Consider the following 26,762-nt stretch of genomic DNA (forward strand, 5'->3'; position numbering starts at 1 on the left):
TATATATTTCACAGATATATTCAATGGGGAAGTTTACGGATGATTTATACGAGATTTGTAGAACTAAACTATTTATTCACCGAAATGTCAATGATGTAGTACATCATAATGTAAATCAGATGTAGATTTATTGCCTGTAATTGATTATAATAAGAATTACCGATTACATTGGGAGGAAAGAAAATGTTGAAAAATATTGTACTGATTGTAGCTCTTTTATGTTCTTGTGTCTATATGACACTGTTCTGGATTTCTAATAAAAAAGCAAATCAAATTGCTAACAAATTTCAAAAGCTGTTTATAGCCGTAAGCGCAATTTTATTAGTGCTGTATATTATTTTATAATAGCACAATTTTGATTCTCTCGTTTTCCGGCTTATAATTTAAGGTCTCCTATGAACTTATGTTATCATAGAAGACCTTGGCGGTAATTCTCGCTTTAATTTATAATCTTTACTCTCACATTTTGACCAAAATTAAACGGCTTTTACAAACTGATAAAGTTAAGTTGTGATTACCTATATTGAGTAACTCTCTAAATCAGAAAGTATAATATCCTTTTTGCACTCGGAAATACCGATTCTACAGTTGTTTATGGATAAATAGTTATTGTTTCTGATACATAATTAAAATCACTTTTTCGCTGATATGCCACTGTTATTCAAGGTTACTAATCTCCAAGATTTGTAAAGGCCTTATCTCCGTTTCCTCCCCCCTTTCTATTACCTCTCCCTTCTTGTGCATATATTTAATTTTAAGCCTTTTTCCTTTTTCAACATCAAAGCCTCTCTGAATCTCACTTCTTTTTATTATTATTTTGGGGGCATACCATCTTTCCCTGTCATCATCATAAGCAGCATCTTTCTGAAAGATTAGATACTCTTTATTAAAATCAATAACTTCTCCTCTAGAAATACCGATAATCTCTGTTGTATAATCCCTATAGAAAAGATAGCCACTAATAAAAATAATTGATAAAATCAAAACTATGGATAAAATAAAAGCAATTCGTTTATATTTTTTTGTTTTATCTTCTTTCAGGGCAGTTTTAAGGGCATTGCTGGGAGTATTTTTTTTCCTCTCCATAGCCTACAAATTCATATAAATCAATTTTTAAAACGTCAGCCAAACCCTTCCAAAAAGAAATATCCGGGCTGGATACACCCCGTTCCCATTTAGAAATAGTTTTACTTGATACGTTTATTTTGTTTGCCACTTCTTCTTGCTTTAGACCAAGTTCACGCCTTCTGTTCGCCAGATTTGTTCCCAATTTTGTCTTATTCAAAATACCAAAACCTTTCTTCGAGATATTATATATTTGCTATTATATTAACAATGTTCAGACAAAAAGTCACTCTATGAATTGTAGAGTGGCATAAAATGGGCGATAGCACCACAAGAATGGAGGCAAAACCAGGAAAATTTGGAGGAAAGAAAATATTAGAAAAGAAGAGTTCTTTGACAACAATATATTTAAGCTTCTGTGACAAACGTAAAAAATAGCCGTCCTACCCTAGTAAAGTAAACGGCTATTTCATAACAAATTATTTTGCCGGAGTAGGTGAGACGCATTCACCTGCCGACTGTCTTGTTAAGTATATTATAGTCAATATCATTAAACATGTCAATCATCTGAAAATTGTATAGCAGCCTATTTGCTTTCCACATATTCCCGCATTCCCTGGAATATCAGATACACAGAGGTCGCCCCTGCATCCTGGTGTCCAATGGCCCGTTCCATCAGGGATTTTGCACGCCCAAACTTTGCGGTGTACCCTTTTGTATCCTCCAAACCTTTTGCTGCGGCTGCTTCTGCAGCTCTCAGCATTTCAAGGAGTCCTTTTTCTGCATTTTCTTCCATAGCAATCACAGCAGGTTCAAGAGCATCTACCATAGTCTTATCTCCCACCTGTGCTTTACCGCGCTCCTTGATGGCCTCCAGACTTTTACGCTCCATTGCAGCTAAATCTGAAGCAGTCAGCTCCGGCTTAGCTTCCATGCCTTTCGCACCTGACAGATAGAGACTTCCGAAAATTACTCCTGAAGCGCCTCCCATGGACATAAGCATTGCTTTTCCTGCTATGGCAAATACATCGTATACGCTTTCAAAAGTCTCCTGTTTATTAAGCTTATCCTTTGCCTTCTGCATCCCTCCTGCCATTCCAATTCCATGGTCACCGTCTCCAATGGCACTGTCAATCTCTGTCAGATAAGGCTTTTGTCCTATGATTTTATCAGCAATATAAATCAGCATCTCTTTTGCATTCTGTATATTGATTACGTCTAACATAGCTTATTTCCCTTCTTTCGCATAATACGGGCAATAACACGGAGCATCGTAGTATTTCTTCAATTCTTCATCCAGTTTAAACAATGTAATAGAAAAACCACCCATTTCCTGTGAAGTACAATAATGATTCAAATCTGAATCATACACCTTAATGCCGTCACGGTCCAAAAGTTCGCGCAATTTACGGTATACAATACTCATCTCAATCATGGTAGTAGAACCTAAGCTGTTTACCAATACACACACCTCATCTCCGGCCCTTAAATCAAAATCCGGGATAATATGATTATAAAGAACTGTTACAAGTTCGTCTGCCGGCTGCATTTCAGTACGTTTTACCCCAGGTTCTCCGTGAAGCCCCATACCATACTCAATCTCATTTTCACCCAATTCAAAAATCGGTTTATCAAGCCCAGGTATCTGTCCCGGCTCAGTGGCAATTCCAATTGAGCGAATATTTCCGGAGGCTTTTTGGGTAACACCCGCGGCTTCTTCCAGGGACAGTCCTGCATCACAGGCCGCTCCTGCTATCTTTACTACAAATACATCTCCTGCAATACCACGCCTGTCAAAAGCCCTTGATCTGGGTGCAGATGCAACATCATCCATTACACGCACATGAGCAGTGGGGATACCCTCATCATTTAAAAACTCCTCACCCATATCAAAATTCAAGTTATCTCCTGCATAGTTCCCATATACAAACAAGACCCCCTTTCCATCATTGACCTCACTTGCAGTCTCATAAATTGTATTTGGATCCGGAGACGCAAAAATGTTTCCACAGGCTGCGGCATCAGCCAGCCCCTTCCCCACAAACCCGGCAAACATGGGCTCATGTCCGCTGCCGCCCCCGATAACCAACGCGACCTTTCCTTTCCGGGGGTTCTTAGAAATGACACCATTAACTTCCGGGTGCTTCGTAACATACTTTTCATTAGCCAGGATAAATCCTTCCATCATCTCAGATACGACATCATCCGGGTTATTAATTATTTTCTTTGTACTCATTTTCATTTCCTTTCTTAACTATCTGCACCTATAAGTATCTGCGTATTGCTTTGCATCCTGATAAGAATAGCTTCTGATTAAATCTTTGATAAGAGGTATCGATGCGGCGGACATACTGAATTCATCAAGACCCATACCCAGCAATAACTTTACAGCCTGTTCGTCACTTGCAAACTCTCCGCACATTCCCACCTTAATTCCGTTTGCATGTCCCGCTTCAATCACCTTTTGAATACTTTTAATCACTGCCGGATGAAAAGAATTATATAATGGCGCCACCTTTTTATTTCCACGGTCCACTGCCAGCATATATTGCGTCAGGTCATTGGTTCCAATACTAAAGAAATCCACTTCTTTGGCAAACTCTTCCGCACACATAACCGATGCTGGAGTTTCGATCATCATACCTACTTGAATATTTTCATTAAACGGGATATCTTCTGCCCGCAGTTCTTTTTTACATTCTTCTACCAGTCCCCTGGCCTCTCTAAGCTCCTCTACTGCGATAATCATGGGAAACATAATGCGCACCGGGCCGAATATACTGGCCCGCAGAAGCGCACGTATCTGTGCCCGGAACATTTCTTTCATTTCCAGGGAAATACGGATGGCCCGCCAGCCCAGATACGGATTTTCTTCATGCTCAAATTCAAAATAAGATAAGGTCTTGTCGCCCCCGATATCCAGGGTCCTGATGGTAACTTCCTCCTCCAGTTGGCAGGCGATTGCTTTATATGCTTCAAACTGTTCATCCTCAGTAGGAAAGTGTTTACTTTCCATATACAGAAATTCGCTCCGAAGCAATCCCACACCCTTTATATGAAGGGCAGCAAGTGCATCTGCTTCCTCCACACTTCCAATGTTGGCATATACTGAAACCTCATGCCCATCGGATGTAACTGCGGGGAATCTGCTTTTACGGACCAGTTCCGCCTCAGCCTGATCAAATACTTTTTTTTGCTTCATATATTTCAAAATAACAGACTTTTCGGGATTAATCAAAATCTGACCAGCTTTTGCATCCATAATGATCATATCTTCCGCCCGCACAGAATCTAATATCCCCTTTACTCCTACAAGAGCCGGCAGGCCGATGTTCTTAGCCATAATAGATACATGGCTTGTAATGCCGCCCTCCTGAGTAATAAATCCCAGAACATACTTTAAATTAAGATTTGCAGTATCAGAGGGGGCCAGATCTTCTGCCACAATAATTACCGGCTCGTTTATACCATCAAATGGATTATGGTCAATTCCCTTTAAAATGCGCATCAGGCGGTCACAGATATCTTTAATATCCGCAGCCCTCTCCCGCATATATTCATCCTCCATGGCTTCAAACATAGATATCCATTCTACTGCTGTTTCCTTCAGTGCCCGCTGCACATTTATACTCTGCTGCAGAATTTTGTCATGTACCCCCTGAGTTAACACGGCATCCATAACAATTTCCAAATGGGCGCCAAATATGTCATTATCCTCAGCCAGCAATTCAAGCTGCCTTACTGCCTCAGACACTGCCTCATCATACTTTTGTGTTTCATTTTTCAAATCTTCCTGAGACACGTTATAGGAATCCGGCTCTAAAGATATTTTTTCAACTATAAAAGCCTTTCCTATAGCGATTCCTCTTGAGGCTGTCCGGGAAACACGAATTTCTTTCATATCTTCCTCCTACTCTCCCAGCCCGGATTCAATGGCGTTAACCAATACTTTTAAGTCCTCTTCTTCAGTCTCACCGCTGCACTCAATTGTAATTTCAGAGCCACATGTAATTGCAGCCGCCATAATCATCAGCACGCTCTTGGGGTTAATCTTTTTTTCTTTGAAGAAAACTGTAATATCTGATTTACACTTCGCTGCCAGTTTTGAAAATTCTACCGCTGGTCTTGCATGAAGACCTGATTTATTTTTTACTATAATTGTCTGACTTACCATAATCCATATTCCTTTCTAGTTCAAGTATATTCTAGTGTACTGTTCAGAAGGGCAGCCCCGATTTCGCCTTGCTAATTGCAAAAGGCCGCGAAGTCTATTCCCCGCAGCCTCCTTTAATCTCTACCCTATAATTTGAACATCGTTATTTATGAAACTGCTTCCTCTTCAGGAGTTGGTGCCTTTTTAAATGCCAATACCAGTGCTGCACTAACTGCAGAGCCGATAAGCAGCGCCAGGAGCAGCATAAGCGGTCTGTTGCAAAGGCCGATAACAAAAATACCACCATGAGGTGCCTGCATTGTGCACCCAAACAGATAGGAAAGAATTGCACTTACCGCACCGCCAGCCATAAAGCAGGGAACATACAGCCAAGGTTTTCCAACTGCGAAGGGGATTGCAAATTCAGAAATCATAGCCATTCCGCCTACGATACATCCGGCTGTTGCAGAACGCTCTGACTCTGTAAATTTCTTTTTAACAACCAGCATTGCTATACCAATTGCAAGGGGTGGCACCATGGATGCTACGAAGTTTGCTGCCATAGGTGCATAATTTCCTGCTTCCATTGCAGCCAGAGCAAACGCATATGCCGCCTTATTAACTGGTCCGCCAAGGTCAAATGCAAGCATCATTCCCTGTATAAGGCCCAGGATAATCAGGCTGCTCCCCGTCATGCCACTTAAGAACTCTAACATGGTATTATTAATAGCCGCAATGGGGCCGCCCAGCACAATTCCCATGACAAATCCAATAGCCAATGTAGATATTACCGGAATAATTAAGGTTGGCAGTAAAGATCTCAGCATAACCGGAATCGGAAGCTTCTTAAGCGCACGTACTATGTAACCTGCAATAATACCGCCAATCAGACCTGCCAGGAATCCGCCGCCGATAGCATCGGCTATCACACCTGCTACCATACCGGGTAAAATCGCCGGTTTATCACCAATAGAAAATGCCACATATGCTGCCATAACCGGCACCATCAGTCCAAAGGCATCTTTGCCCCACCAGAAGATTCTGGACCAGAATCCTGTCTGACTCTCTGTTACCGCCACAGCTCCGCCTCCGGCGAAACCAATTGCAACTAATATACCCCCTGCCACTACAAATGGCAGCATATAAGATACACCCGTCAATAAGGCTTGTTTAATATCATTCAAAAAATCCTTCATAAGTCTCACTTCTCCTTTTCCTTAGTAATTATCCAAACAATAAATCTGGTTTCTTAATTACATCATGGGGCTTCACCCGCATAATTTTTCCTTCCGGAAATTTTGCAAACCGCTCTACTTTCGTAATCCCCACATCATTTGCAAATATCAGCAGGTCCGCAGTTTCAATATCTTTCGGAGATAACTGGTTCTCAATTCCAAGAGCCCCCTGAATCTCTACCTTACAGGTATGGCCGTTCTTTTTACAGGCTTTCTTAATAGCCTCAGCCGCCATATAAGAGTGAGCAATACCCGTTGCACAAGATGTTATCGCAATTACAAACATAAAACTACCTCCTTATTCTTCCGCTTCTATTTTTTGAATACCCACAAGCAGTTCTTCGTAACTTTGTACATTGGCAATCAACTCCCGGAAGTCGTCCCTCATCAGGTATCCAGCCAAAGTAGCCAATATTCTCAAATGCTGATTGTCTCCGCCAGCCTCATCCACTGCAAGTACAAATATGTATTTAACCGGACCTTCTTCTCCATGGGATTCATATATGAAGCCCTCCTGGCATCTGATAAACCCAACTCCCGGTTTTAATACTTCCTTACATTGGCCATGAGGAATGGCAATAAAATCTCCCATATAGGTAGGTCCCAGACTCTCCCTGTATAACAGAGATTCCCGAAACGCCTCCTTATCTGAGACAACCCCGCTCTTTTCGAATTGTTCGGACATAAATTGAAATAACTGGTCTTTGTCTGCAAATGGTTCATGATCCAGGATCATTAACTCCTTTAGCAATACGTCCGCTATATCAATTCCATGAGTTTCCATTGTGAATGCCTCCTTCATAGTTAAATACAGTGATCTCACTCTTTTCTCGACAAGTGCCGTTTTCAGGTGCGCGCGCTCATACCATACAAAGCATTTATCTTATTTATATTCTAACAAGTCTTTTGCAAAAAAGATACCAGCCATAATCTCATATTTTGCACTTATTTTGTTGTAATAGTCCATATTAAATCATTATAAGCCTTTTCACAAGGTACAATTGCATAAAATTATTGTTTATTATTTTTAAGTTTTATGTATTTTATATACTATTACACATAAAATTCCACTTGTAAAATTCTCCGGCTATGGCAGATTTCAGCAGCAACAACTTCTTTTCCGTCGCAGTGCAATCCCCCGGAGGGTTTTTATGTAATACGAAAAGAACTTTCCTATTACATAAAAAAAGGCCCCCGCAAATTTGCGCAGGAACCCTTTTTTATATAGTCTAAGTATAAAACTGTTTTATAACTCTGTGATTGCAAATACAACTTTTGCAAGTGTTTTTTCAAAGTTTACCAACTGGTATTTTGTGCCTGCAGGCAGGAAGAAGGTGTCTTCCGGTTCCATAACAAAACTTTCCTGAAGATCTACCAGATTTACTGTTACAGGACCGTCGATACAATACAGGGCACCGTCTCCGGCATGGCTGTCCGGGTCAGAACAACGGGGACCATACCCGCCTGCCGGAAGAATCATCTCTCCGAAATGTCCGTAATTATTGCTGGTGATAAAACGCATCAGCATAGGATGTGATGTTCCATGCACGTTGTTCAGCTTTTCAAAATCACGCACTGCATATACTGCTCCGGTTTTTCTTGCTTCTTCCGGATCTACCGGCCAGCATCCGATATCATCGGTACAGCCTTGTCTGGAAATATCCTGAATCTTATCCCGCATGTTGGGTAGATTGTTGTTATTTGGCCCTTTGTAGAACTTAGTTTCTTCATCCGTCGGAATTACAGCCGGAGGAATCGCATCACTCCATGCCTTAGGGGTAATGAAGTAAAGGATTCTCGCCTTATCTTCCGAGAAGTTATGGCAGCAATGCCATGCGCCTTCCGGCATAAAAAGGCCTTCCCCTGTCTCCAGATATGCAAACTGTCCGTTTCCGCTTCTTTGAACAACCGGACCATTCAGAATGTAGTAAGACTCATCTCCCGGGTGAATATCTAGGGGAGCAAATACACCACCCGGTCCCAGTTCATAGATACCCAGCATAAAAGTATCTGTTGTAACCATTGTAAATGTATTATCCGATGTCAGCGCATTATCCGGCGGATAAAGAGCTGTGGAATAGTCATGCTTGCGAATCAGCATGGGTCTCTTTTCGTCTTTTTTAAATGGAAAGTTCTCTAAAATATCAAATAATTTTGCCACCTCTGTCTCCTCCTATTTGCCATTTCTGAATGCTTTTAATACATCTTTTGCATAACCCTTCATGAATACATACGCTTCTTCCTGTAATTCATGATAGGCAATTTTACCTTCTTTCTCTATTACAAGGTCACTCACAAATTTGCTGGCTGCTTTTGCCATATAAGAGTAGAAGTTTACCTTGGAACATCCTGCTGAAATCGCCTGCTGAACCTGGCTGAATTCCACACCGGAAGCCCCGTGCATAACGATACGGCAATCTGCCGGCACCGCAGCCCGAATCTCTTTTACACGGTCAATGTCAAGTACCGGAGGTTCTGCATAGATTCCATGCATTGTTCCAAAACATACTGCCAGAGCATCACAGCCTGTCTGCTCCACGAATGCCTTTGCTTCTTCCGGGTCAGTAAAGAATTCACGGATATCTTCGTTGGTGAGTACACGGCTCTCGGCATCCTCCTCATGTGTATCCTCTGCTGTGGACTTCATCATACCAAGCTCTGCTTCTACTGTAATATCTAAGTTATGAGCAATTTCAACAAAAGCTTTTACTCTTTTCACATTCTCCTCAAATGGAAGTGCACTGCAGTCATACATAATAGAAGAAAAACCAGCCCGAATCGCTCTCATTAAGAATGTATAATCCGTTCCATGATCCAAATGTACGCAAACCGGCACTGTAGCTTCTTTCGCATATTTCACCATCTCAGGCCCGATCCGCTCAATGGGAATCAATGGATCGTGTACCTCAGCATGGTCAATGATAACTGGTGTGTTAAGCTCTTCCGCGGCACCTATTACCGCACGCAGAGTCTCAATATTTGGTGTGTTGATACATGGAATTGCATATTGTTCCTTTTCTGCAATTTCCAAGATCTGTTTCATGTTCACTAACATCTTCTTTTCCTCCTTTATACAAGGCGCATCTGGGTTTCTAAACGCCGGTCTTCTTGATATATTTATCATATCTGCTTTTCACAACAGCGTCTACCGCCCATAATTCCTGATTTTGCACCCTATATTTTTTATTAGGATAAGATAAGGATGTTTTGAAGCATTTCTTTTTCACTCCCTGATTCTTTCACCTTTTTTATCTGCTCAGCATCCTCGATAATATCATACAGATACTTAAAGAGCATCTGAATCTTATCAGAATCTTTAAAATTATTTGCTATTAAAAATACTAAGGACACCTTCTCCTTCGTCTGCCATGTTATCCGGTGTTTCAGTTTTGCCACTGCAATTCCGCTCTTTATAATATGGTCTCCATAATGATGGGGTATGGCAATCTCCTTGCCGATTGAAGTCGCACAGAAATTCTCACGTGCAAGTACCTGGTCACAAAATCCCTCCTCCACATATCCATTTTCCATCATTACCTGACTCATTTTCATAATAGCATCTTCTTTTGTTCTCGTATTTAACTCATAAATCATCAGTTCTTCTTTAAAAATTTCAGATACAAGCTGCTGAATCATACGTCCCTTTTTCTGCTCCTCTAATTTCTCAAGCTGCTCTTTGATATGCTCAATATCACTTTCATAAATATGTTTGGTCACTTCTATAATGTTTTTCTGCTCCTCTTTCATAGGAATCGTGGAAACAATCACCATATCTTCCTCATGTTCACTTCTGTAATCACTAAAAAAAACACATTCTGTAATGTGGACCTGAGGAATCTTTTTTTCTATTTTACGTTTTTGATATAATGCCGTATGTTTATCCGTTGCATGCAGAAATATTACCTGAGTCTTATTTTTTACATCACTCATAAAGTTATGGATCAGCAGAGCCACCCACGCCACATCGTCCTGCCGGAGCATAGTGTTAACCCTCTCCTCTACAATAAACAGATTTGCCATGCAGGCAGCATACAATCCAGACAGCTGCTTCTGGATATCACGGTGCAATTCGTTCCATACCAAAATCTGGTAATCCTCTCTGACTTTCACCTGATGAAAGAATACGCCAAGCTCGCTTACCAGTTCTTCATCCTTACTTAATCCCTTCATTTCCAAAACTTGTTCCAATGAGCGCAGATAATCCACTGCTATCTTCCGGTAGTCATAGCTGCTTTCAGCACTAAAGTTTTCACATGTATGGTTTGCAAACAGACACGCTGCCAGATAAAGACATTCTGAGCGCAGAGATTTCTCCATTTTAGGTACAAGCTTATTCACAATATCTTCACTTGTTTCCAGAAAACGTACATTAATTTCCGGCAGTTCTTCATCCCTGTCCGTTTTCAATATCATATTAAAGCCTGTTATCCGCTGCTGTACAATGGCCAGATATTCTATCAGGCGGCAGAATGAAATATCTACCAGAGTGATGCCCAGAGACTTTTCCGCTTCACATAACAACTTCTGAATTTTAAGGAGGTTTGCCTCGGAATAAGTTCCCGAGAGATAAGTATACGCCTTTCTGCTGATGCGCTTATCAAACCCGTCGGCCACCTCCAAAATGGTATCCGGATTCCAGTTCCAATATTTAGAGTTATTATGCTCAATAATCGCCTGGCGGATATTAAACTCCTCCCCCACCAGCACAACTCCCTGATTACGCACTTTCTTAATATCCACATTCAGGGGCGCCAGTTGTTCTTTAATCTGCTCCAAATCCTTTTGAATGGTATTACGGCTCACAGCCAGCTCTTCCGAAAATAACTGAATCGTATAATTAGCTTTAAAATCAAACAGAGTCTCCAGAATGTATCCCTTTCTAAATACAAACGAATCCTTATGTCTGCTTGTCTCCTCATCTAATTTTTGAAGGGCCTTTATGCGTTCCCCCTCTGAGGCAGTCAGACAGAACCCTTTCTTAGGAGTGCTCTGTAAACTAATGTCAAACTTTTCAAGTTCCTCCCGGATCCAATTCAAATTATGCTTAATACTGCTCACCGATATCCCGGTCATATCAGACAGAGAAGCTGTTGTCACATAACCATCGGTCTCAAGCAGGCACCGTATTACCTTTTCACTTATTGCATCCATGTTCCCTTCCTCCTTTTCCCGGTCTGTATACACTGTTACATACTTTGATACCAATTTGCAACCATTATAACCATTTATTTTTATTTTGCATATAAGGTGAATCTTGCAAGCAAGATTCTCCGCCTGCGGCGAGTTGCGATAGCAACATCTTCCTTGACGCCGCAGTGCGATCCCACGGAGGCTTTTTATATAATAGGAAACGCACAGTTTCCTATTATATAAAAAAGCAGCCAAATATAGAAAGTACCATAATTGACTGCTCTTTATTCTGAATTTAAACCTGTTTATAAATTCATCCTGGGGGTACTGGTTTTTTTAAGTGTTATTTACTATCCTCCGCATAAAATACATAGTCCGGTGCTTCTATTTTTCCCCCATTTCCAAATTCTACAATCATATGCAAAAGGTCCTGCGTATCCATGTAGTAATGGCTGTCCCCGTCAATCCAGCCTGTCTGTGTCACGCTGATGCCAAACTCTTGCAGCCTGTCATACTCCTCTTTAATTTCCGCATCTGGAAATACATCTTTGACGTGATGGAGTCCCGGACCATACTTTCCAAGGAAATCCCAGTAAATGTTAGGTCCTTTCACAGGCTGTATGAGTTCCATTTCCATATCTCCAACCCACTTTACCGCACAGATAAAATCGAAGTCCTCTGTGACCTCCTTGCCATGCACCTTAAAGTCTCTTAACTTTTCAGGTGTAAAATGCCTCACATCCCAGCCGTCAATTCCCATGTAGTAGGCAAAATTTTTCATATATTTCTCTACGTCATCTACCACAATTGCAACCTGTTTCACATTCTGTCTGTGAGCTACCGGCCTTTCGGCTCCTTTTTCAGGATAGACCTCTTCTGCCTCACCAATTTTTCCCCCGTTTCCAAGCTCCAGCGTAAGTCCAAGCTGCTCTCTGGAGTCCACATAATAGTGAACATCATTGTCAATCCACCCTGTCTGGATTACCTCCAGTCCCTTGACCTCAAGTCCCCGGACATATTCTTCCAGCTCTTTATCATCCTGGATAACAAGTTTAAAGTGGTGCAGCCCACTTCCATACTTCTCCAAATGCTCCCAATAAATATTAGGACCTTTTATGGGCTGAATCAGCTCATATTCCACATCACCTTCCCAGGTAACCGCACAAATGAAATCAAAGCCCTCTGTAAGATGCTCGCCGCGTACATAGAAATCCCTCACTGACTCCGGTGTAAAGTGGCGGATATCCCATGGTCCTATTCCGAACTTCTCCCAGTAATTCTTCATTGCTGTATCCAGATCATCTACCAGGATACAAATTTGTTTGATTGCGCCTTTCATGACTGCTTTTCTCCTTCCATATCCGCTTTATAAAAAATACCCCAGCCTTTTCTAGTCTTTTCAATTAACTCTGCTATCTTTCTGGTCTCCTCCCATGTAAAATGAGGACACTGTGTCTCACCCTTTCTAATACATTCCTGTACTGCCCGGATTTCAAACTGAAATCCAGATGCAGGATAAGTCTCCATGTATTCCACTTTTGTACCATCATTCATGATTATCATTGCCGTTGTTGGATGCCAAAATTCAGGTCCGATGATAATTCTTCCGTTTTCACCCACAATTTCTACTTCCGGCGTACTTACCTGATTGAATGCACCTCCCACAAAAGCCGCTTTTCCATCCTCATATTCAAGAAGCATATGGAAACTTTCGTCCACTTCACCATTGGATTTCATCGTTGAATACGCATTTGAAGGTCCCTCAGGAAACACCATATATGCCATAGCCAGAGAATAAATTCCCACATCTCTGAGTGCTCCTGCCGCATGCTGTATGCCGCCCTTCCACGGCTGCCAGTCCTCGATATCCGGCTTGATATTAAAGGCTGCATGTACAGACAACGGTTTTCCTATTCGGCCTTTTTCAACCCAGCTTCTTGCTTCCATTACTGCCGGGAAACATCTTGTCCACATTCCCTCCATCAGGAATACATGCTTTTCTTCCGCCTTTTTTAGAACTGCATCTAACTGGAACTGATTGTCAACCATAGGTTTCTCACTTAACACAGGGATTCCCCGGTCAAGTGCAGACATGATATAGGAGTAATGGATATCATTCGGAACTGCAATATATACCACAGTTATGTCCTCCTGCTCAAGCATTTCCTGAAAATCTGTGTAAGTCTTATCACATCCATATTTCTCTGCAAATGCCCTGCCGCCTGCAACACTTCTTGAAACAACTGCTGTAAGCACAGCATCATCTACTTCCTGCATCCCTTTTGCAAATTCATTGGCAATGAATCCTGTACCAACAATTGCCCACTTTACTAGTTCCATATCTGCCTCCTGTCTGAATTATTAAATTTACGCGTGGGGTGTTTATATGGCCATTATGTGTATTATCACCATTTTTGTCAACGGTATTTCGTCATTTTTATGTATTTATTACTACTGTCCATTATCCGGCCGCCCTCAATTACTTTCATAATCACAAGATACTCCGCCAGCAGCCGTCTACCTTTGCGGTGGTCTGAGTGTATCCTTCTACCGGTGTCTCTCCGAGAAGCGGAAGGAAATCCTTTCGCTCTGCACGGTAGGATACCAGGATGATACAAGACCGCTATCTATAATAGATAATATTCCAAACTCATATAGTCTTAATTAGAATCCTAACCTTTTGGGCAATGTAATTGACATACATCTCTTTTTTTCTTATAATAAAATTTAATTAAAGGCGGGGGTATACAGTGGATAATCAAGAGAAGCACATTTTAAGACCAAGAGTTGCCGGCCTTCTGTCAAGAGGAATAAAGAATTCCTGTGTCTTAATAAGAAGCACATCAGGCTTCGGAAAAAGCGCCATTGTTAGTGAATATTTAAATACTATAGGATATCATAAGGTTTGGTATACGTGTTCTACATTTGATAATGAAGAGGACCGCTTCTTTTATAACCTTTCGGATATATTTAAAAAACACAGACTTAAACTTGGAAAGTTCATGGAAAAAATGGGATTTCCTGATAATGAGTCTGAGTTTTTTGACTTTTTAAACATATTAACAAAGGAATTATATACCGATAAAAAAGTAGTTGCATTTGTTTTTGATGATTTCCATCTCATAACAAATAAAAAGGTAAAACGGTTTGTTTTACAATTAATCAATTCAAATCTTGAGAATTGCTGCTTTTTTGTATTGTCAAGAAATTGGGAAATATTTGATGAGAGTATTGTAGTTCCCTATAGTTCGATTAATAATGAAGATTTAAAATATACCGGCGATGAGGCAATTGAACTTTTTAATGCAATAGGTAAAACCGTCTCTGATGAGAGCGTTATAGAGATTAACCAATATGTGGAAGGCTGGCCGATTGCACTCTATCTTATTGCAAAAAGCATGAATCAAAAGATACCTGTTTCTATTACACCACTAATTAAAACTAAGCCCAAGTTGTTTTCGCTTTTTGAAACAATTGTATTTTCTCAATATACTGATAAGGAGAAAAAGTCTCTGATAAATATTTCTATTTTAGATTCTTTTCCCAGGGAACTTGTCAGTGCAGTAAGTAATGAGAAGAAGCGAAGCTTAAACGACTTAATTGCAGGAAATGTATTCTTTAATTATGACAATATAGATGATCGCTTATATATTCATCCGCTTTATCTTGAGTTCTTAAAAGAAAAACGTGTTAGTATTCCAAAATCACAGCAAGAAAAAACGCTTTTAAAGGCTGCAAAATGGTGTCTGAGAAAAAAACATTATTATGATGCAATTAACTATTTTAAGGCATTTGATTGTCATGACGGTGTTTGGGATACAATACTTAAGTTCAAAACAAAGAGATATAAAATGTCAGAAGCAGATTTTTTGCTGAAATGTATAGATGATCTTCCAAAAGAATTTATAGCAGCTAATCCTATGGCGGAAATTATAAAATCCGGATTATTGGCAAACAATCTAAGGTTTGATGAGGCTTTTGAGTTGATAACCGGGGTTCAAAGGAAACTTGAAGCAGCAAATGCTGCTGGACTTTTAGGTGAGTGTTACGCTACATATGCTGTGATTTTACTTTTATATGGAGCCGATAACTTTGGAGAATATTTTAAGAAAGCAAATGCGCTTTTATCTAACGGAAGTACTATATGGAGCAGGCACTTCCTTGCCGTTGATCTGGGACCGGGATTCCAGTTACATGACGATAATTCCGGAGCACTTACAAAAAGCCTGAACCTTTATACCGAAGGTGTGCCTTATATGGTAGAAGTTTTAAATGGTGCAGGTGAAGGTCTTGAACTGCTGTGCAGAAGTGAATCCGCTTTTTTACAAGGGGATATTAAGAGAACTCTGGAATTTGGATATCAGGCACTTTATAAAGCACATGCCATGTCTCAGTGGGATATTATTGGAAATGCACTTCTGATACTTCTAAGATGTTATACCATACAAGGAAATTACGAATTAATCCTCGAAACGCTGGAACACGTTGATCGATATAAGAGGGACCCTCGATCCTCTAATTTAGGTATATGGGACATTATCTATGGGTGGTATTATTCCGAAATAGGAGAGGCTGATAAAGTAGTTCTATGGATTAGAAATGCAATTCAATATGGATATCCTCCGGTCAGTATAGACCGGGCAACTGTTTTAAGAGCAAGATGCCTTATTTCAAAAGGACAGTATTGGGAAGCCAAAGCATTTATGAATCAGTGTACTACTCTGGCAAAAAATAAGAATTCTATTATCCACCTTATACACATTGAAATCCTTAACAGTATCATTCTTTATGAACTATCCGAAAAAGACGCTTCCATAAAGGCATTCGAACGGGCATATTTGCTGGCATATAAAAATAAATTGTTGACCCCGTTTGTAGAATACAGCAGTCGGCTTCGTAAAATAATACTCTACGCAAAAGGGAGTAAAAACCACAATGTACCAAAAGAATGGGTCGACGGGCTTTATAGGAAAGTAACTACTGTAGCCAAAAAATATTCTGTTTTAATAAAGATGCTTAAGGAGGAACAGCACCATAAAACAAACCTCAAACTTAGTAAAAGGGAACTTGAGATTCTATTGAATTTAAGTTATGGCTATACCAGAGAAGAAATTGCGGAACATCTCTATTTAGGCGTAAACACCGTAAAGAGCGTTCTAAAACAAATATATGCTAAGCTTGGTGCAATTAACAGTGCCGATGCAGTTCGAATTGCAATTATTAACAAACTTATATAAGAAGGTATAACAGATAACAATCCAATCTTCATACCGGGCTGCCCTTTTCCGCCGTTTTATCTGTCTTTTTGTTTTGGTGTCTATTAAGAAGAATTACACTAAACAGAAAAATCAGTGCTGCAGAAACCAGCACAATCAGCTTCCACGGAATCAATATGTCCTTTTTTCCGCTACCTATATCCTCATTGATAATCCTTGTTCCTCTAACCAGCAGACGATGGCTGTTTACACCATATGGGGTACAGGTTACCAAAGTAACATAATCTTTTTCTTCTACCGGCAAAAGATTCTCAATCTTTTCCGGCTCAATGATGCGAATATCGTCAACCTGGTATGTCAGCGTTTGATTCAATACCTTGATTTTAAATTTATCCCCAATAACGATCTCTGTCAGACGGTTAAACATTTCTGCTTCCGGAAGTCCCGTATGCCCTGTAATCACCGGCATATTACCTTCTCCTCCGGTCGGGAACGGAGTCTGCTCAATGTGTCCGGCCCCTTTCCCCAACACTTCCTCCGATGTGCCATGGCGGATTGGCAGATATACATTTATTTTAGGAATATCTACATATCCCATTACTCCGTCTCCCTGGTCAAGAATCGACAGATAATTTCGCGGAAGAACACGGCCGCTGCCAATTACAAAAGGGTCCGGAACCGGATCCCCGGCCAGATTATTGTTGTATGTAACCGCTGCATCCCACATTTCAGAGATCTCCTCGTCACTCAAGCTTGACACCCGCTGTTCATATTGAGTTGCTCCCCTCACAACATTTCTAAGCGCAATATAATTACTCAAGGCCGGGTAGATGAATATGCCCATCCCTATCAAAAAGCCAATTATCAAAATGATCAGACTTTTATCCTTTTCCTTCATCGCTTAATTCCTCTCGTTGTTGTTTTCATGTACTTTTTCCTTTGCAACAGCTTTCCTGTCGCCAGTAATATGACCAGCAAACCTATAACCAGAAATACACTCCACCAGGGAAAGGCGGTTTTTTCATTTTCAAATGTATAGGTATTATCCAGATATTCGATGCGTTCTCCCATAACCAAAAGGCGATGTGTATTGATACCATATGGGGTACATGTAATCAGCGTTGCCAAATCTTTGCCTTCCTCCCTTTTTAACCTTGAAATATTATCCGGCAAAATTGTTTCTATTGCATATACTTGATATGCCAGTGTTTGATTCAGAATCTTCAGATAAAAGACATCCCCGGTTTTCATTTTTTCAAGATCGTTGAACATCTCCGTGGATGGCAGTCCTGAATGTCCTGTCAATATACTATGTGTTCCTTCCCCTCCTACCGGCAGCGCTGAAGCAGGGATATGTCCCACACCTTTATCCAATACCTCATTGCTGACTCCATGATAAATCGGTAAAAATATATCTGCTTCCGGGATATAGATATTTCCCATCATCCCGCTGCCTATATCAAGGGTCGTATAATATTTATCGAAGGGATCAATTTCATCAATGCTGGCAAAGGGATCCTTAACCACACTTCCCGCCAGCCGTTCGTTATATTCCACTGCCTCTTCCCATAGCTGTATTCTTTCTTCAGCACTCAGCCCTGCCACCTGATACTCATAACTTTGCACGGCTGAGCGCTGAATCCGTTTTAAATACCAAGAACTAATTTTCGGATAAAATAATATCAATGCTCCTATTGTGAATATGATAATAAAGACAACTACCGAAAGTCCTCCCCGGCAGCCATTTCCCTTTTCTCTATTAACTGCCATACTGCTCCCTTCTTCCATAATAGTACCCCTGCTAAAAAAGAGACACCTTTAGACGAAAGTAGTTCCATAAACTTCCAATCGCTCAAAAAGGTGTCTTGTGATAAATTATAACTGTTTTCGCTGTTTCGCCTTGCCAATTACGATAAAAATAATTCCGCCACTTGCTATAAACAGTAGTACTGCACCTAAAATATTTACTACATCCCCCGTTTTAATACTACCTGTGACTTTATTGCCCGTAGATTCTTTGCCAATAATACTTTTGGTGTTCTCAACAGTCAACTTGGTCACCCGATACATAGGGTCATTAGAAACTGTCACTTTTACCGGCTTTTTATTTTCCTGATAACCAGCCGGTGACTTTGTTTCCACCAAATAAAACTCCCCCGAACCTATTGCACTGATATCTGCAAAACCTTGTGCATCTGTTGTTACTTCAACAACATCCAGCCCTGCCGCCCCAGTCTGTTTTATAAAATCGCCTGCCAGTGCCTGTTCCTTTGTCCTGGCCAAGGCGAATGCCGCACCTTGAAGTTTCAACACTTCATTGTTACTGTCAACCTTATATATATGGATATTTCCCGGATATACCTTCGGCACTCTTGCATCTTCAACATCTGCCTCCGGAGGAAACACTTCCCGCTCATAAGGGGAACCTGTACCATTTTCAAAGTGTATCCGGGCATTATTCCAGATTGGCGTCTCTGTTCCTTTTGCCTGATAATTTACTATCGTTTGAAGATTCAGTCTTATAGATGCAATATTACTATCTGCCAGTTTTATGACTCCTGATTCATCGGTAAATGTAACCTTCAAAACATGCGCTTCAGAATCATATTCAACAAAATAATCCGTCCCTTCATTTAATTTAAAATCATCAAATTCGTTGCCCTTAATATCGTAATAGGAAAGCTTTGCCGAATTTTCAACATAATCCAAACGGAAATCCATTTCATCGGTAATGTAAAAGTTTTTTGCATAAGATACCTGCAATCCTCCATTTGCGTTATTAGTGATTCTTGTATCACTGCCAATCGGATATTGTATGCTCCAGTCTACTACATCGTCAACCCCCACCACCTGCTGCTCACTTGCAAGTTTTTTTTCCACCTTAACCTTAATATTCTTGGGATAAACCGTAACATTATATTCATCATATTCCTCGCCGCTGGCATCCTTTGCACGCGCTGGGATTTTTACAACAAATCCCTCTTCATCAGGGGAAGTATATTCCTCTCCAAGTGTTTCTGTAACTAAGTAATAGCCTGCGGCCAGGGAGCCAAAACAGAGCTCCCCATTCCCATCAGTTCTCCCTGATTGTTTCGTAAAACCAGTATCCTTCAGTGTCTTTACCGTAACTTCTGCAGCCGTTTCAGCTACCTCCAGACGTTCAATCGAGAATTGAATATTCTCCAGCGCTTCAGCTCCTTCAGGCACGTCTTGTACATCTGAAGACTGACCATTATATTCCTTCAAATTTTCATAGTCGCCGACGCTGAACTTCTTAATCGTCAGAGACCCTGATTCCTTCGGTGCCGCCATTACCGATTTACCAAATATCAAACATGCCAACAAGACCATTAGGGCGATTCCTGATACATATGTATTTTTTTTATTAATTAACACTTTCACGTTTCTATCTCCTCCCTGTTCGGTCCGCCAAGGCCTGCGCTATATGTCTTTTCTTCTGCTTTTGATAAAAAATACAGCTGCAACTGCCATAATCAATATACCAAGAAGTGTAAATACCATTGTTCCGGTTCCTCCTGTAAGCGGTAAACTAAATGTCGGATCCGGTTTTGGCTCGTCATGCTTATAGTTGAGAATCGTTGCAGTCTCATTAACTCTGACATCCTTCGTCCAGTTTTCACCCCCATCAAACCACTCCGGATGAGATGAAAGGTATCCGTCTTTTGTATCATAAGTAACTTCCACTGCTGTTACCGGAAGATCGTATCCAGCCGGCACTTGTGTCTCAATCATGTAAAATACAACACCAGCCGCATCCTGATACCCCGGTAACTGGCTAAAGATAATATTCCCAGAGGCATCTGTTTTCGCTGTCAGCGGAAGTCCATCACTGCCCAGCACATACTGCGCTTTGTCTGCCGTTGATACACCTGACCACTCACTTGGTTCTGTGAGTGAACTGTACTTATAATTAGGAGCGGCAGCCTTTGCCAGAACAAATTCCACATTGGCAAGAGGAGTTGTACCGTTGGATGTAAACTTATTGATTTTAAGCTCCAGGGAGGGGATTTCAATTTCAACCTCTGCCTCTGGCTCATCCGTACTCCCAGCCTTAGTAATAGTTGATTGTGCTGTATTGACTACAGGTTTAGATGTACTGCCTGAGTTTGCTTCCGGAAGACCAATAAATTCCGCATTAAACACAATTGCAAAACCAGATTTACCGCCGGCAATTGCTGTATCAATTCCAGCATTGCTTAAAGACACCAGCAGCTCTCCGCCACCGCCTGCTGCCGGATTCGTAACTGAATAATACTCTGTCGGCAGGACGCCCCCTGCAATATCAATATTTCCACTGTTATCCAACCAATATACTTTAAGACTTGATTGAGCATATTCAAATGTATTATCCAAGATATCCTTAATGAGAGCCGTACCATAAGTATATGCTCCTGGTTCTCCCGCTCTCAAATCATTTACACTCGTCACTTTATCCGGTTCAGCCTGAGTGTTTAGGAATTTAGCACTAATCTCAAATGGTACAATATCCCCCTGGCTGACCGGAGTAACGCCATCGCCAATGTCTTTTACTGTCTGGTCAGAGGTGTTTTTATTTTTCGGATACACATGCACATCATAGTTATAATCCTCGCCGCTTTCCTTTGTTAAAGGCATGCGGATAAAGGATGGATTGGCGCCAATGTGTCCTTCGGGTGTAGTTGTTTCTGCTAATACATAGTAACCATCCGGGATATCCGAATTACCAAACACGGTTTCACCGCTTACACCTGTGAACTGTTCCGCAATATATACGCTCATTGTTCCTGATCCTGTGGATACTGCCGGAGTTCCTGCACCATCCAGAGTAAAATTAACAGTTGTTCCACTAACGTTATAACCCGTTATTTTATTGCCGTTTCCGATTGCCGTTTCAACTTCCGACATGTCAACCGAATACAGTGTAAACCCTGCATTCTCCAACGGAGTATAACCATTCTGGCTAGGGTGATTGGAATCTGACGGATCAATTTCTTCACCCGTATATTGGCTTGGATTAACCTCAATTCCATTCCCGCTGCCGGCATACTTGTGAACTGTAATGGTTCCCGTATCCTTTTGCGCCGGTGCAGCACTGACCGGAATTACCAGTCCAAGCAGCATCAAAGCCGCAGCAGCCAACGCTGTCATTCTTTTCATAACCTTATTCTTTGTCATATTTTTCTCCTTCCTTAACTCTCTTCTTTTTAGTTCGCGGATGGCATTGTTCGGGGTAAGTCAGTACACCCTGTGCCACTTTCGCGCCCCTCTATATAGATCACTTTTATTGTCAGGGAGGTGTGACTTTAAAAGTGTACCTACCCGTTTAGGTAAAATTGGGCTTTCTAAGCTATCCGTTTACGCTTTTTATGCTCAGATACAATGTATTTAAGTAAAGCCGCCAGCATAATCGTCATGCCCAGCAAAAGATACTTACGGCTCCCGCCAAGTCCTGAAAACCCCATGGAAAACGGCGTCGTGTTTACCACCTTATAAGTAACTGCCCCGCTCTTTATATCACGAGTAACTGCCGGAGGCATAATTGACTCTGTCTTCGCAATAAACTCAATACGATAATCATCGCTTCCCGTGTCGCCTTTTCCAGAATCTACGATTAGAATCCACTGGCCTGCAGGCAGCTCATACGGCGACGGGGCCTTTGTTTCAATCAAAGTATAAGTAGCATCTTCCAGCCGTCCCAAATCAACCTTTCCGTCACTTTCAGAAATAAACTTGTCCGATAAGACAGCAGCTGTTTCACCATTTTTTTTCACTTTTATCCAATCACCGTCTATCAGTTTCGTTGAATCGACAATATGATCATCATTCCCAGACGTGCCGTTCTTGCGGTAGAGTACAAACTCCGCACCCGCCAGACCGGTTTCAAGGTCATTTGCCCCAACCTTGGTAAACACAACCGGTGAGTTTAACTTATTAGTTATTTTAATTCCAGTTAAATTCTCTTTTATCCCTGTTCCAATAACCAAATCTGGATATTCAATTTGCGTTTTATATGGTGATATCTGCACTTCTTCAATCCGATACGTGTATTCATAATTCTTATAACTTCCAAAACTAAATGTCCATTCATCATCCGGTGCAACACCATCGTCTGATACAGTTATAGTTGTAATAAATGTTTTCGTGTCCTCCTTTGGTTCTCCACTTCCGCTGAGACTGCCATCGGGTTCAGCCGTAACATCACGCTCATAGCGATAGAGCGTTAGCTCAATGTCTCCCGGACGAAAACTTGTACTACCGTTCTCCTCCCAAAGCTTAACACCACTTATCTCCGTCCAGTAGTCACTATCCCTTTCATATAAAAATGTATGAACCTCCACCTTGAGCTGCCCATTCAGAACGGAATAGCTCTTTGTTTCGTCCAGAACCAATGTCACAATTTTTTTCTGCTCCGTAACATTGTCAAGCTCATGCTGCCGCCATTTATAGTAAGGACTTATGCCTGCCGGCTTCGGAACTGCTGACGAAGTATCTTCGTAGCTGACAATCTGTACCTCATCATATCCAAAGGTCGGCTGATCACTGGTTGTACCAATGACATTTCCGTTTGCATCCAACGGTACCCCATAACAGGCGCTCTGTTCATCTGGGTAAGACAACAAAGTGTCTGCCTCTTGATTAGAAATACGAACATTGTCATCCGTCTCCCCGTATACCTCCGGCGTAACAGGTGTATCATCCTTAATCTCAACACCTTTGTGCTTCGCTTCGGTAATTGTATAAAAACTATCTATCGTCACTGCCACCGAGGTCTTATCCTCATTTACATACTCTTTTTCGCCTTCGGATGTAAGAGAATAACGTTCACTTTCTATCATCGTAAATATTTTACAATTATCTGACACCTTAATATCATACTCAAACGTTTGCTCCGTGTCCGTCGCAATAACCTGAGCTGCCAGCAGGCTCCCTTTATTCTCTGCTGGACTGCTGCTGTATAAAGTGTTAAATTCATTAATAGTTAAGCTGCTCTTGTTAAAAACTGCATCATTTGTATCGTACGGTATCACCACATAGCGAACCGTATTTAAGGCAGAGGTTACATCCTGGCTTAACGCGGTGCTATATTTCGCTGCCGGCAGCACTGCCGTCAGCTTAACATCCGCTGTTTTCCCTTCCTCAATGTAGGTTTTCTTACCTGGTGCACTCATGTAGCCGTTTAGAACATCCATCCGCGGAGCACCACGCATATACATTAACTCGTAGGTATATTTGTCATATAATCCTTCTGCTGCATTTCCTGTTGTATCATAGGCAGAATCATAGTCCCAGCCCCAGGCTAACGTACCTGAGCCATCTACACTCCATTTGTAAAGATTTCCATCACAATCTAATGCTGTATAATTTGAGCGATACCCGTCAATGGACGCAAAGTACGGCGGCGGATTGTCAAGCACCGCTTTTCCACCGGCACCATCGGCATCCCATGCTGCATGCACCAGCGGAACTAAATTACTAAGGGTCTTATCCAAACCGCCAAGCGCTATGCCAATCCACTCTTTTTCATCTACGGCACTTGCCGGAACTGCCGCATCTCCGATTGTTACACCATCCACTACTGTAGCTATTTTACTTCCACTTGAATCTATCTTGTAATAATACCCCTGATAATAAGTCACACCTCCTGCCGTCTGGTTAGAACTTTGATATAACAGCCGGTTACCCTCTGTATCTAGAATATAACCCGAATCGTCCTTCATCATATACTTTTCATCATAAATGGTAGGGTTTGTCCCATTGTTTCCATACCCCATTCTCCCCACAGGTGTTTTCCCTTTCTGGGCATTCTCCGCTGTCGCCGGCAAATACAAGTAGCGCGGGTATTTCCGGTACAAATTCGAGGTTGATGCGCCGGCCGTATACTGCGTATTTCCGTCCCCCATTTCTTTCGGCCACTGCTGTGCAACTGCCGTCCGGTAGTATACATTTTCGTTATAGGCACCTTCAATGGCAAATCCATAATTTACACCGCCGCCCCATGCCCAGCTCCGTCCGTGCTGGTCAATAAAGTAATACACAAACTCACCAACCCCCAGGGAAACAGCTTTTGGGGTATATCCTACTGCGGATACTTCAGCAGAATCAAGTATCACCTTTGCCGGTACACTCACCGGAGTACCTGTTGAATGAGAGGCTGCATTACCACACACATTTCCCCATTGCCACACATCGCCGTTTTGATCAATTGCCAGCGTCACACCCATACTGGAATCTACATCGGAAAAAGTATAGCCGGCAGGGGTAACGTCATTCCAGCTTGTACTATACCCTGCTGTTATCCCATTTCCTAAACGTCCCCCCAACTGATACCCAATCGTATAAATATGACCGTCATCTCCTATGATGGTTGTCATATAATCCCCCGCTGTCACATCTACCACTTTATTAACACCACTTGGGAGCGTTACCTGTTTAGGCGTTGTATATGCCGTTGCAGAAACAGGGGTATAACCCAGTTGACCATAACTATTCTGCCCCCAGGACCATAAACTTCCATCCTTCTTAAGGGCATAGATAAAACTTCCTATTTCTCCGCTGTTTGGGTAGATTTCCGCTACATTATCCAGACCTTGAACCGCCATCGGAATATAATTACGGTTAGCGTCCGTAGAATTGGTATTTCCTTTTCCTAATTGACCATTAAGATTATATCCCCAGGCATATACATGCCCGGATTCCGACAGTGCATAACGGGTATGATAACTGCTCCGTACTGCTATAAACTTAACTCCCTTGACATCATTTCCATCTTCATTCACAAATTCTTTAATCCGCGTCATACCTCCGGCATAACTTACAGCAGCAGGTGTATTGTTTGTGCCTAGCATTCCATGACCATTCCAGCCCCATGTCCAAATATTTCCCGAGCTATCCAATGCCAGTCCGCCAAGGTAACCACTCGCCGCATCGGTAAACTTCACCAATGATATCTGCCCATAGGAGGGCGCATCGCTGCCACTTCCATAAAGTACCGACAAGCCGCTCAAGCTATTGTTTAATGCCGCACCCGAAACCTCCTGTGCCACACTCTCGTCTTCTGCTCCCGCCGCTTCATCCGGTTGCTTGTCACCTTCCGTCTCATCACTCGATTCTTCGACTTCGATATTATAAGCTAACGAAAGTTCCTTAGCACCTTCGTATAGATACATATTCCCTTCAGCATCCACAGCCACCGTTTCACCTTCACCGGTCGTTCCCATTCCTTCAAGCTTCCCCTGAATTGTAAATGTCCCCGCCTCTTTTGCGGTAAAGGTGTAATCCGTAACGGAATCAGTGTCCCATGTAAACGGGAACTGCACCACCTTGGCAATTACCTGTTTCTCCTGATCCAAAGCATACCATCCAAGGACACCATTCAACTCGCCATAACTGCGATAACCGATAGTCTTCTCGCCCTCTTCCGCTTCAACTAAAAAAGCAACCCCCGAATCAACAGCCTCTTTAGCCCACTTCTCATCGGTATAATTGTAAATGTAAACATTTTCCTCCAGCTTTTCATAGCCATATTTTTTCACTACCTCTTCTAATGTTTCCTCTGCCGCAAATCCACTCACATCAACCTGTGGCAGTGAAGCAATTCCATATAGATTCTTCGGAAGTTCAACACTCTCCGTTTCTTTTACCTTCACACTTAGCACTCGCTCTCCTTCAAATCCCAAAAGCTGCGTTGACTCCCCACTAGCTGTCTCTTCTGTTATTCCTTCTATTGATTGGAGCCCCTGTTCTACTTGTTGAGATACCTGTTTTTCCTCTGAAACCAGCACCGGCCTGTTCTTCGTATTGGCTTGCGCCTCAGCGGAACCCAGTACGGTTTGTCCCAGCATGCCAACTGCCAGCAACAGGCCTATGGTTATTTTTGTCACATTTCTTATTTTACTCATTTCTTATGCTTCCCCTCCCTTTTCTCTCCTTTATCCCTACGTTAGTGAAGCTAATTTTTGTAAA

General features: G+C 41.7%; 20 protein-coding genes. 1 reads left to right on the forward strand and 19 read right to left on the reverse strand.

Annotated features, from left to right (window positions below):
• Nucleotides 1-657: 657 nt before the first annotated feature.
• The 14 genes from A8805_RS09180 to A8805_RS09240 all read right to left on the reverse strand — a co-directional run bounded on the left by A8805_RS09180 (nt 658) and on the right by A8805_RS09240 (nt 13,923).
• A complete protein-coding gene (locus tag A8805_RS09180; RefSeq protein ID WP_109710316.1) occupies nt 658-1,086 on the reverse strand; it encodes a hypothetical protein in 429 nt (142 codons plus the stop codon).
• The gene (locus A8805_RS09185) at nt 1,049-1,285 is read right to left on the reverse strand and encodes a helix-turn-helix domain-containing protein (protein ID WP_181392786.1); all 237 of its coding nucleotides are present in this window, start codon (nt 1,283-1,285) and stop codon (nt 1,049-1,051) included. Before A8805_RS09185 ends, A8805_RS09180 begins: the two co-directional genes overlap by 38 nt.
• A gap of 366 nt (nt 1,286-1,651) precedes the next feature.
• On the reverse strand, nt 1,652-2,290 hold the full coding sequence (gene dhaL / locus A8805_RS22525) for a dihydroxyacetone kinase subunit DhaL (RefSeq protein WP_242992311.1): 639 nt from the start codon (nt 2,288-2,290) through the stop codon (nt 1,652-1,654).
• Between the two features lie 3 nt (nt 2,291-2,293).
• Nucleotides 2,294-3,301 carry a dihydroxyacetone kinase subunit DhaK gene (locus A8805_RS22530; RefSeq protein ID WP_242992312.1) on the reverse strand — a complete coding sequence of 336 codons (1,008 nt, stop codon included), beginning with the start codon at nt 3,299-3,301 and terminating at the stop codon, nt 2,294-2,296.
• Nucleotides 3,302-3,319: 18 nt separating this feature from the next.
• On the reverse strand, nt 3,320-4,966 hold the full coding sequence (gene ptsP, locus A8805_RS09195) for a phosphoenolpyruvate--protein phosphotransferase (protein WP_109710321.1): 1,647 nt from the start codon (nt 4,964-4,966) through the stop codon (nt 3,320-3,322).
• 9 nt (nt 4,967-4,975) lie between these two features.
• Nucleotides 4,976-5,239: an HPr family phosphocarrier protein gene (locus A8805_RS09200; protein ID WP_109710323.1), complete on the reverse strand. Its 264-nt coding sequence runs from the start codon at nt 5,237-5,239 to the stop codon at nt 4,976-4,978.
• 146 nt (nt 5,240-5,385) lie between these two features.
• The gene (locus tag A8805_RS09205) at nt 5,386-6,414 is read right to left on the reverse strand and encodes a PTS fructose transporter subunit IIC (protein WP_109710325.1); all 1,029 of its coding nucleotides are present in this window, start codon (nt 6,412-6,414) and stop codon (nt 5,386-5,388) included.
• Nucleotides 6,415-6,442: 28 nt separating this feature from the next.
• Complete coding sequence (locus A8805_RS09210) at nt 6,443-6,739, reverse strand: PTS fructose transporter subunit IIB (RefSeq protein ID WP_109710327.1); 297 nt, start codon at nt 6,737-6,739, stop codon at nt 6,443-6,445.
• A 12-nt stretch (nt 6,740-6,751) separates the two neighbouring features.
• Nucleotides 6,752-7,237 carry a PTS sugar transporter subunit IIA gene (locus A8805_RS09215; RefSeq protein WP_109710330.1) on the reverse strand — a complete coding sequence of 162 codons (486 nt, stop codon included), beginning with the start codon at nt 7,235-7,237 and terminating at the stop codon, nt 6,752-6,754.
• Between the two features lie 462 nt (nt 7,238-7,699).
• On the reverse strand, nt 7,700-8,614 hold the full coding sequence (locus A8805_RS09220; protein ID WP_109710332.1) for a cupin domain-containing protein: 915 nt from the start codon (nt 8,612-8,614) through the stop codon (nt 7,700-7,702).
• Nucleotides 8,615-8,626: 12 nt separating this feature from the next.
• Entirely contained in the window at nt 8,627-9,508 is an 882-nt protein-coding gene (locus tag A8805_RS09225) for a class II fructose-bisphosphate aldolase (RefSeq protein WP_109710334.1), read from the reverse strand.
• A 131-nt stretch (nt 9,509-9,639) separates the two neighbouring features.
• Entirely contained in the window at nt 9,640-11,604 is a 1,965-nt protein-coding gene (locus tag A8805_RS09230) for a BglG family transcription antiterminator (protein ID WP_109710336.1), read from the reverse strand.
• A gap of 322 nt (nt 11,605-11,926) precedes the next feature.
• Nucleotides 11,927-12,922 carry a VOC family protein gene (locus tag A8805_RS09235; protein ID WP_109710338.1) on the reverse strand — a complete coding sequence of 332 codons (996 nt, stop codon included), beginning with the start codon at nt 12,920-12,922 and terminating at the stop codon, nt 11,927-11,929.
• Nucleotides 12,919-13,923 (reverse strand): Gfo/Idh/MocA family protein, encoded by a 1,005-nt coding sequence (locus A8805_RS09240; protein WP_109710340.1) that lies wholly within the window; start codon nt 13,921-13,923, stop codon nt 12,919-12,921. Before A8805_RS09240 ends, A8805_RS09235 begins: the two co-directional genes overlap by 4 nt.
• A gap of 410 nt (nt 13,924-14,333) precedes the next feature.
• Between A8805_RS09240 and A8805_RS09245 the strand changes: the two genes are divergently transcribed.
• Entirely contained in the window at nt 14,334-16,820 is a 2,487-nt protein-coding gene (locus A8805_RS09245) for a LuxR C-terminal-related transcriptional regulator (RefSeq protein ID WP_109710342.1), read from the forward strand.
• A 28-nt stretch (nt 16,821-16,848) separates the two neighbouring features.
• On the opposite strand, the gene A8805_RS09250 is transcribed toward A8805_RS09245, so the two are convergent.
• From A8805_RS09250 to A8805_RS09270, 5 genes are all read right to left on the reverse strand, one after another.
• Entirely contained in the window at nt 16,849-17,697 is an 849-nt protein-coding gene (locus tag A8805_RS09250) for a class C sortase (protein ID WP_109710344.1), read from the reverse strand.
• Complete coding sequence (locus tag A8805_RS09255) at nt 17,694-18,569, reverse strand: class C sortase (protein WP_181392787.1); 876 nt, start codon at nt 18,567-18,569, stop codon at nt 17,694-17,696. The genes A8805_RS09250 and A8805_RS09255 overlap by 4 nt, the downstream gene beginning before the upstream one ends.
• Nucleotides 18,570-18,674: 105 nt before the next feature.
• Nucleotides 18,675-20,201, reverse strand: a complete 1,527-nt coding sequence (locus A8805_RS09260) for a SpaH/EbpB family LPXTG-anchored major pilin (RefSeq protein ID WP_109710348.1) — start codon at nt 20,199-20,201, stop codon at nt 18,675-18,677.
• A 39-nt stretch (nt 20,202-20,240) separates the two neighbouring features.
• On the reverse strand, nt 20,241-21,974 hold the full coding sequence (locus A8805_RS09265) for a SpaH/EbpB family LPXTG-anchored major pilin (RefSeq protein ID WP_109710350.1): 1,734 nt from the start codon (nt 21,972-21,974) through the stop codon (nt 20,241-20,243).
• A gap of 167 nt (nt 21,975-22,141) precedes the next feature.
• The gene (locus A8805_RS09270) at nt 22,142-26,698 is read right to left on the reverse strand and encodes a SpaA isopeptide-forming pilin-related protein (RefSeq protein WP_109710352.1); all 4,557 of its coding nucleotides are present in this window, start codon (nt 26,696-26,698) and stop codon (nt 22,142-22,144) included.
• Nucleotides 26,699-26,762 lie beyond the last annotated feature (64 nt).

Source organism: Faecalicatena contorta (genome assembly GCF_003149105.1).
Lineage (GTDB): Bacteria > Bacillota > Clostridia > Lachnospirales > Lachnospiraceae > Muricomes > Muricomes contortus_C.

Bases quoted from the DNA above. Each gene is read 5' to 3' on its own strand.
- A8805_RS09235 (WP_109710338.1), bottom strand. From the start codon at position 12,922: ATGAAAGGCGCAATCAAACAAATTTGTATCCTGGTAGATGATCTGGAT.
- dhaL (WP_242992311.1), bottom strand. From the start codon at position 2,290: ATGTTAGACGTAATCAATATACAGAATGCAAAAGAGATGCTGATTTAT.
- A8805_RS09265 (WP_109710350.1), bottom strand. From the start codon at position 21,974: ATGACAAAGAATAAGGTTATGAAAAGAATGACAGCGTTGGCTGCTGCG.
- A8805_RS09255 (WP_181392787.1), bottom strand. From the start codon at position 18,569: ATGGCAGTTAATAGAGAAAAGGGAAATGGCTGCCGGGGAGGACTTTCG.
- A8805_RS09230 (WP_109710336.1), bottom strand. From the start codon at position 11,604: ATGGATGCAATAAGTGAAAAGGTAATACGGTGCCTGCTTGAGACCGAT.
- A8805_RS22530 (WP_242992312.1), bottom strand. From the start codon at position 3,301: ATGAGTACAAAGAAAATAATTAATAACCCGGATGATGTCGTATCTGAG.
- ptsP (WP_109710321.1), bottom strand. From the start codon at position 4,966: ATGAAAGAAATTCGTGTTTCCCGGACAGCCTCAAGAGGAATCGCTATA.
- A8805_RS09240 (WP_109710340.1), bottom strand. From the start codon at position 13,923: ATGGAACTAGTAAAGTGGGCAATTGTTGGTACAGGATTCATTGCCAAT.
- A8805_RS09250 (WP_109710344.1), bottom strand. From the start codon at position 17,697: ATGAAGGAAAAGGATAAAAGTCTGATCATTTTGATAATTGGCTTTTTG.
- A8805_RS09205 (WP_109710325.1), bottom strand. From the start codon at position 6,414: ATGAAGGATTTTTTGAATGATATTAAACAAGCCTTATTGACGGGTGTA.
- A8805_RS09180 (WP_109710316.1), bottom strand. From the start codon at position 1,086: ATGGAGAGGAAAAAAAATACTCCCAGCAATGCCCTTAAAACTGCCCTG.
- A8805_RS09215 (WP_109710330.1), bottom strand. From the start codon at position 7,237: ATGGAAACTCATGGAATTGATATAGCGGACGTATTGCTAAAGGAGTTA.
- A8805_RS09270 (WP_109710352.1), bottom strand. From the start codon at position 26,698: ATGAGTAAAATAAGAAATGTGACAAAAATAACCATAGGCCTGTTGCTG.
- A8805_RS09200 (WP_109710323.1), bottom strand. From the start codon at position 5,239: ATGGTAAGTCAGACAATTATAGTAAAAAATAAATCAGGTCTTCATGCA.
- A8805_RS09210 (WP_109710327.1), bottom strand. From the start codon at position 6,739: ATGTTTGTAATTGCGATAACATCTTGTGCAACGGGTATTGCTCACTCT.
- A8805_RS09225 (WP_109710334.1), bottom strand. From the start codon at position 9,508: ATGTTAGTGAACATGAAACAGATCTTGGAAATTGCAGAAAAGGAACAA.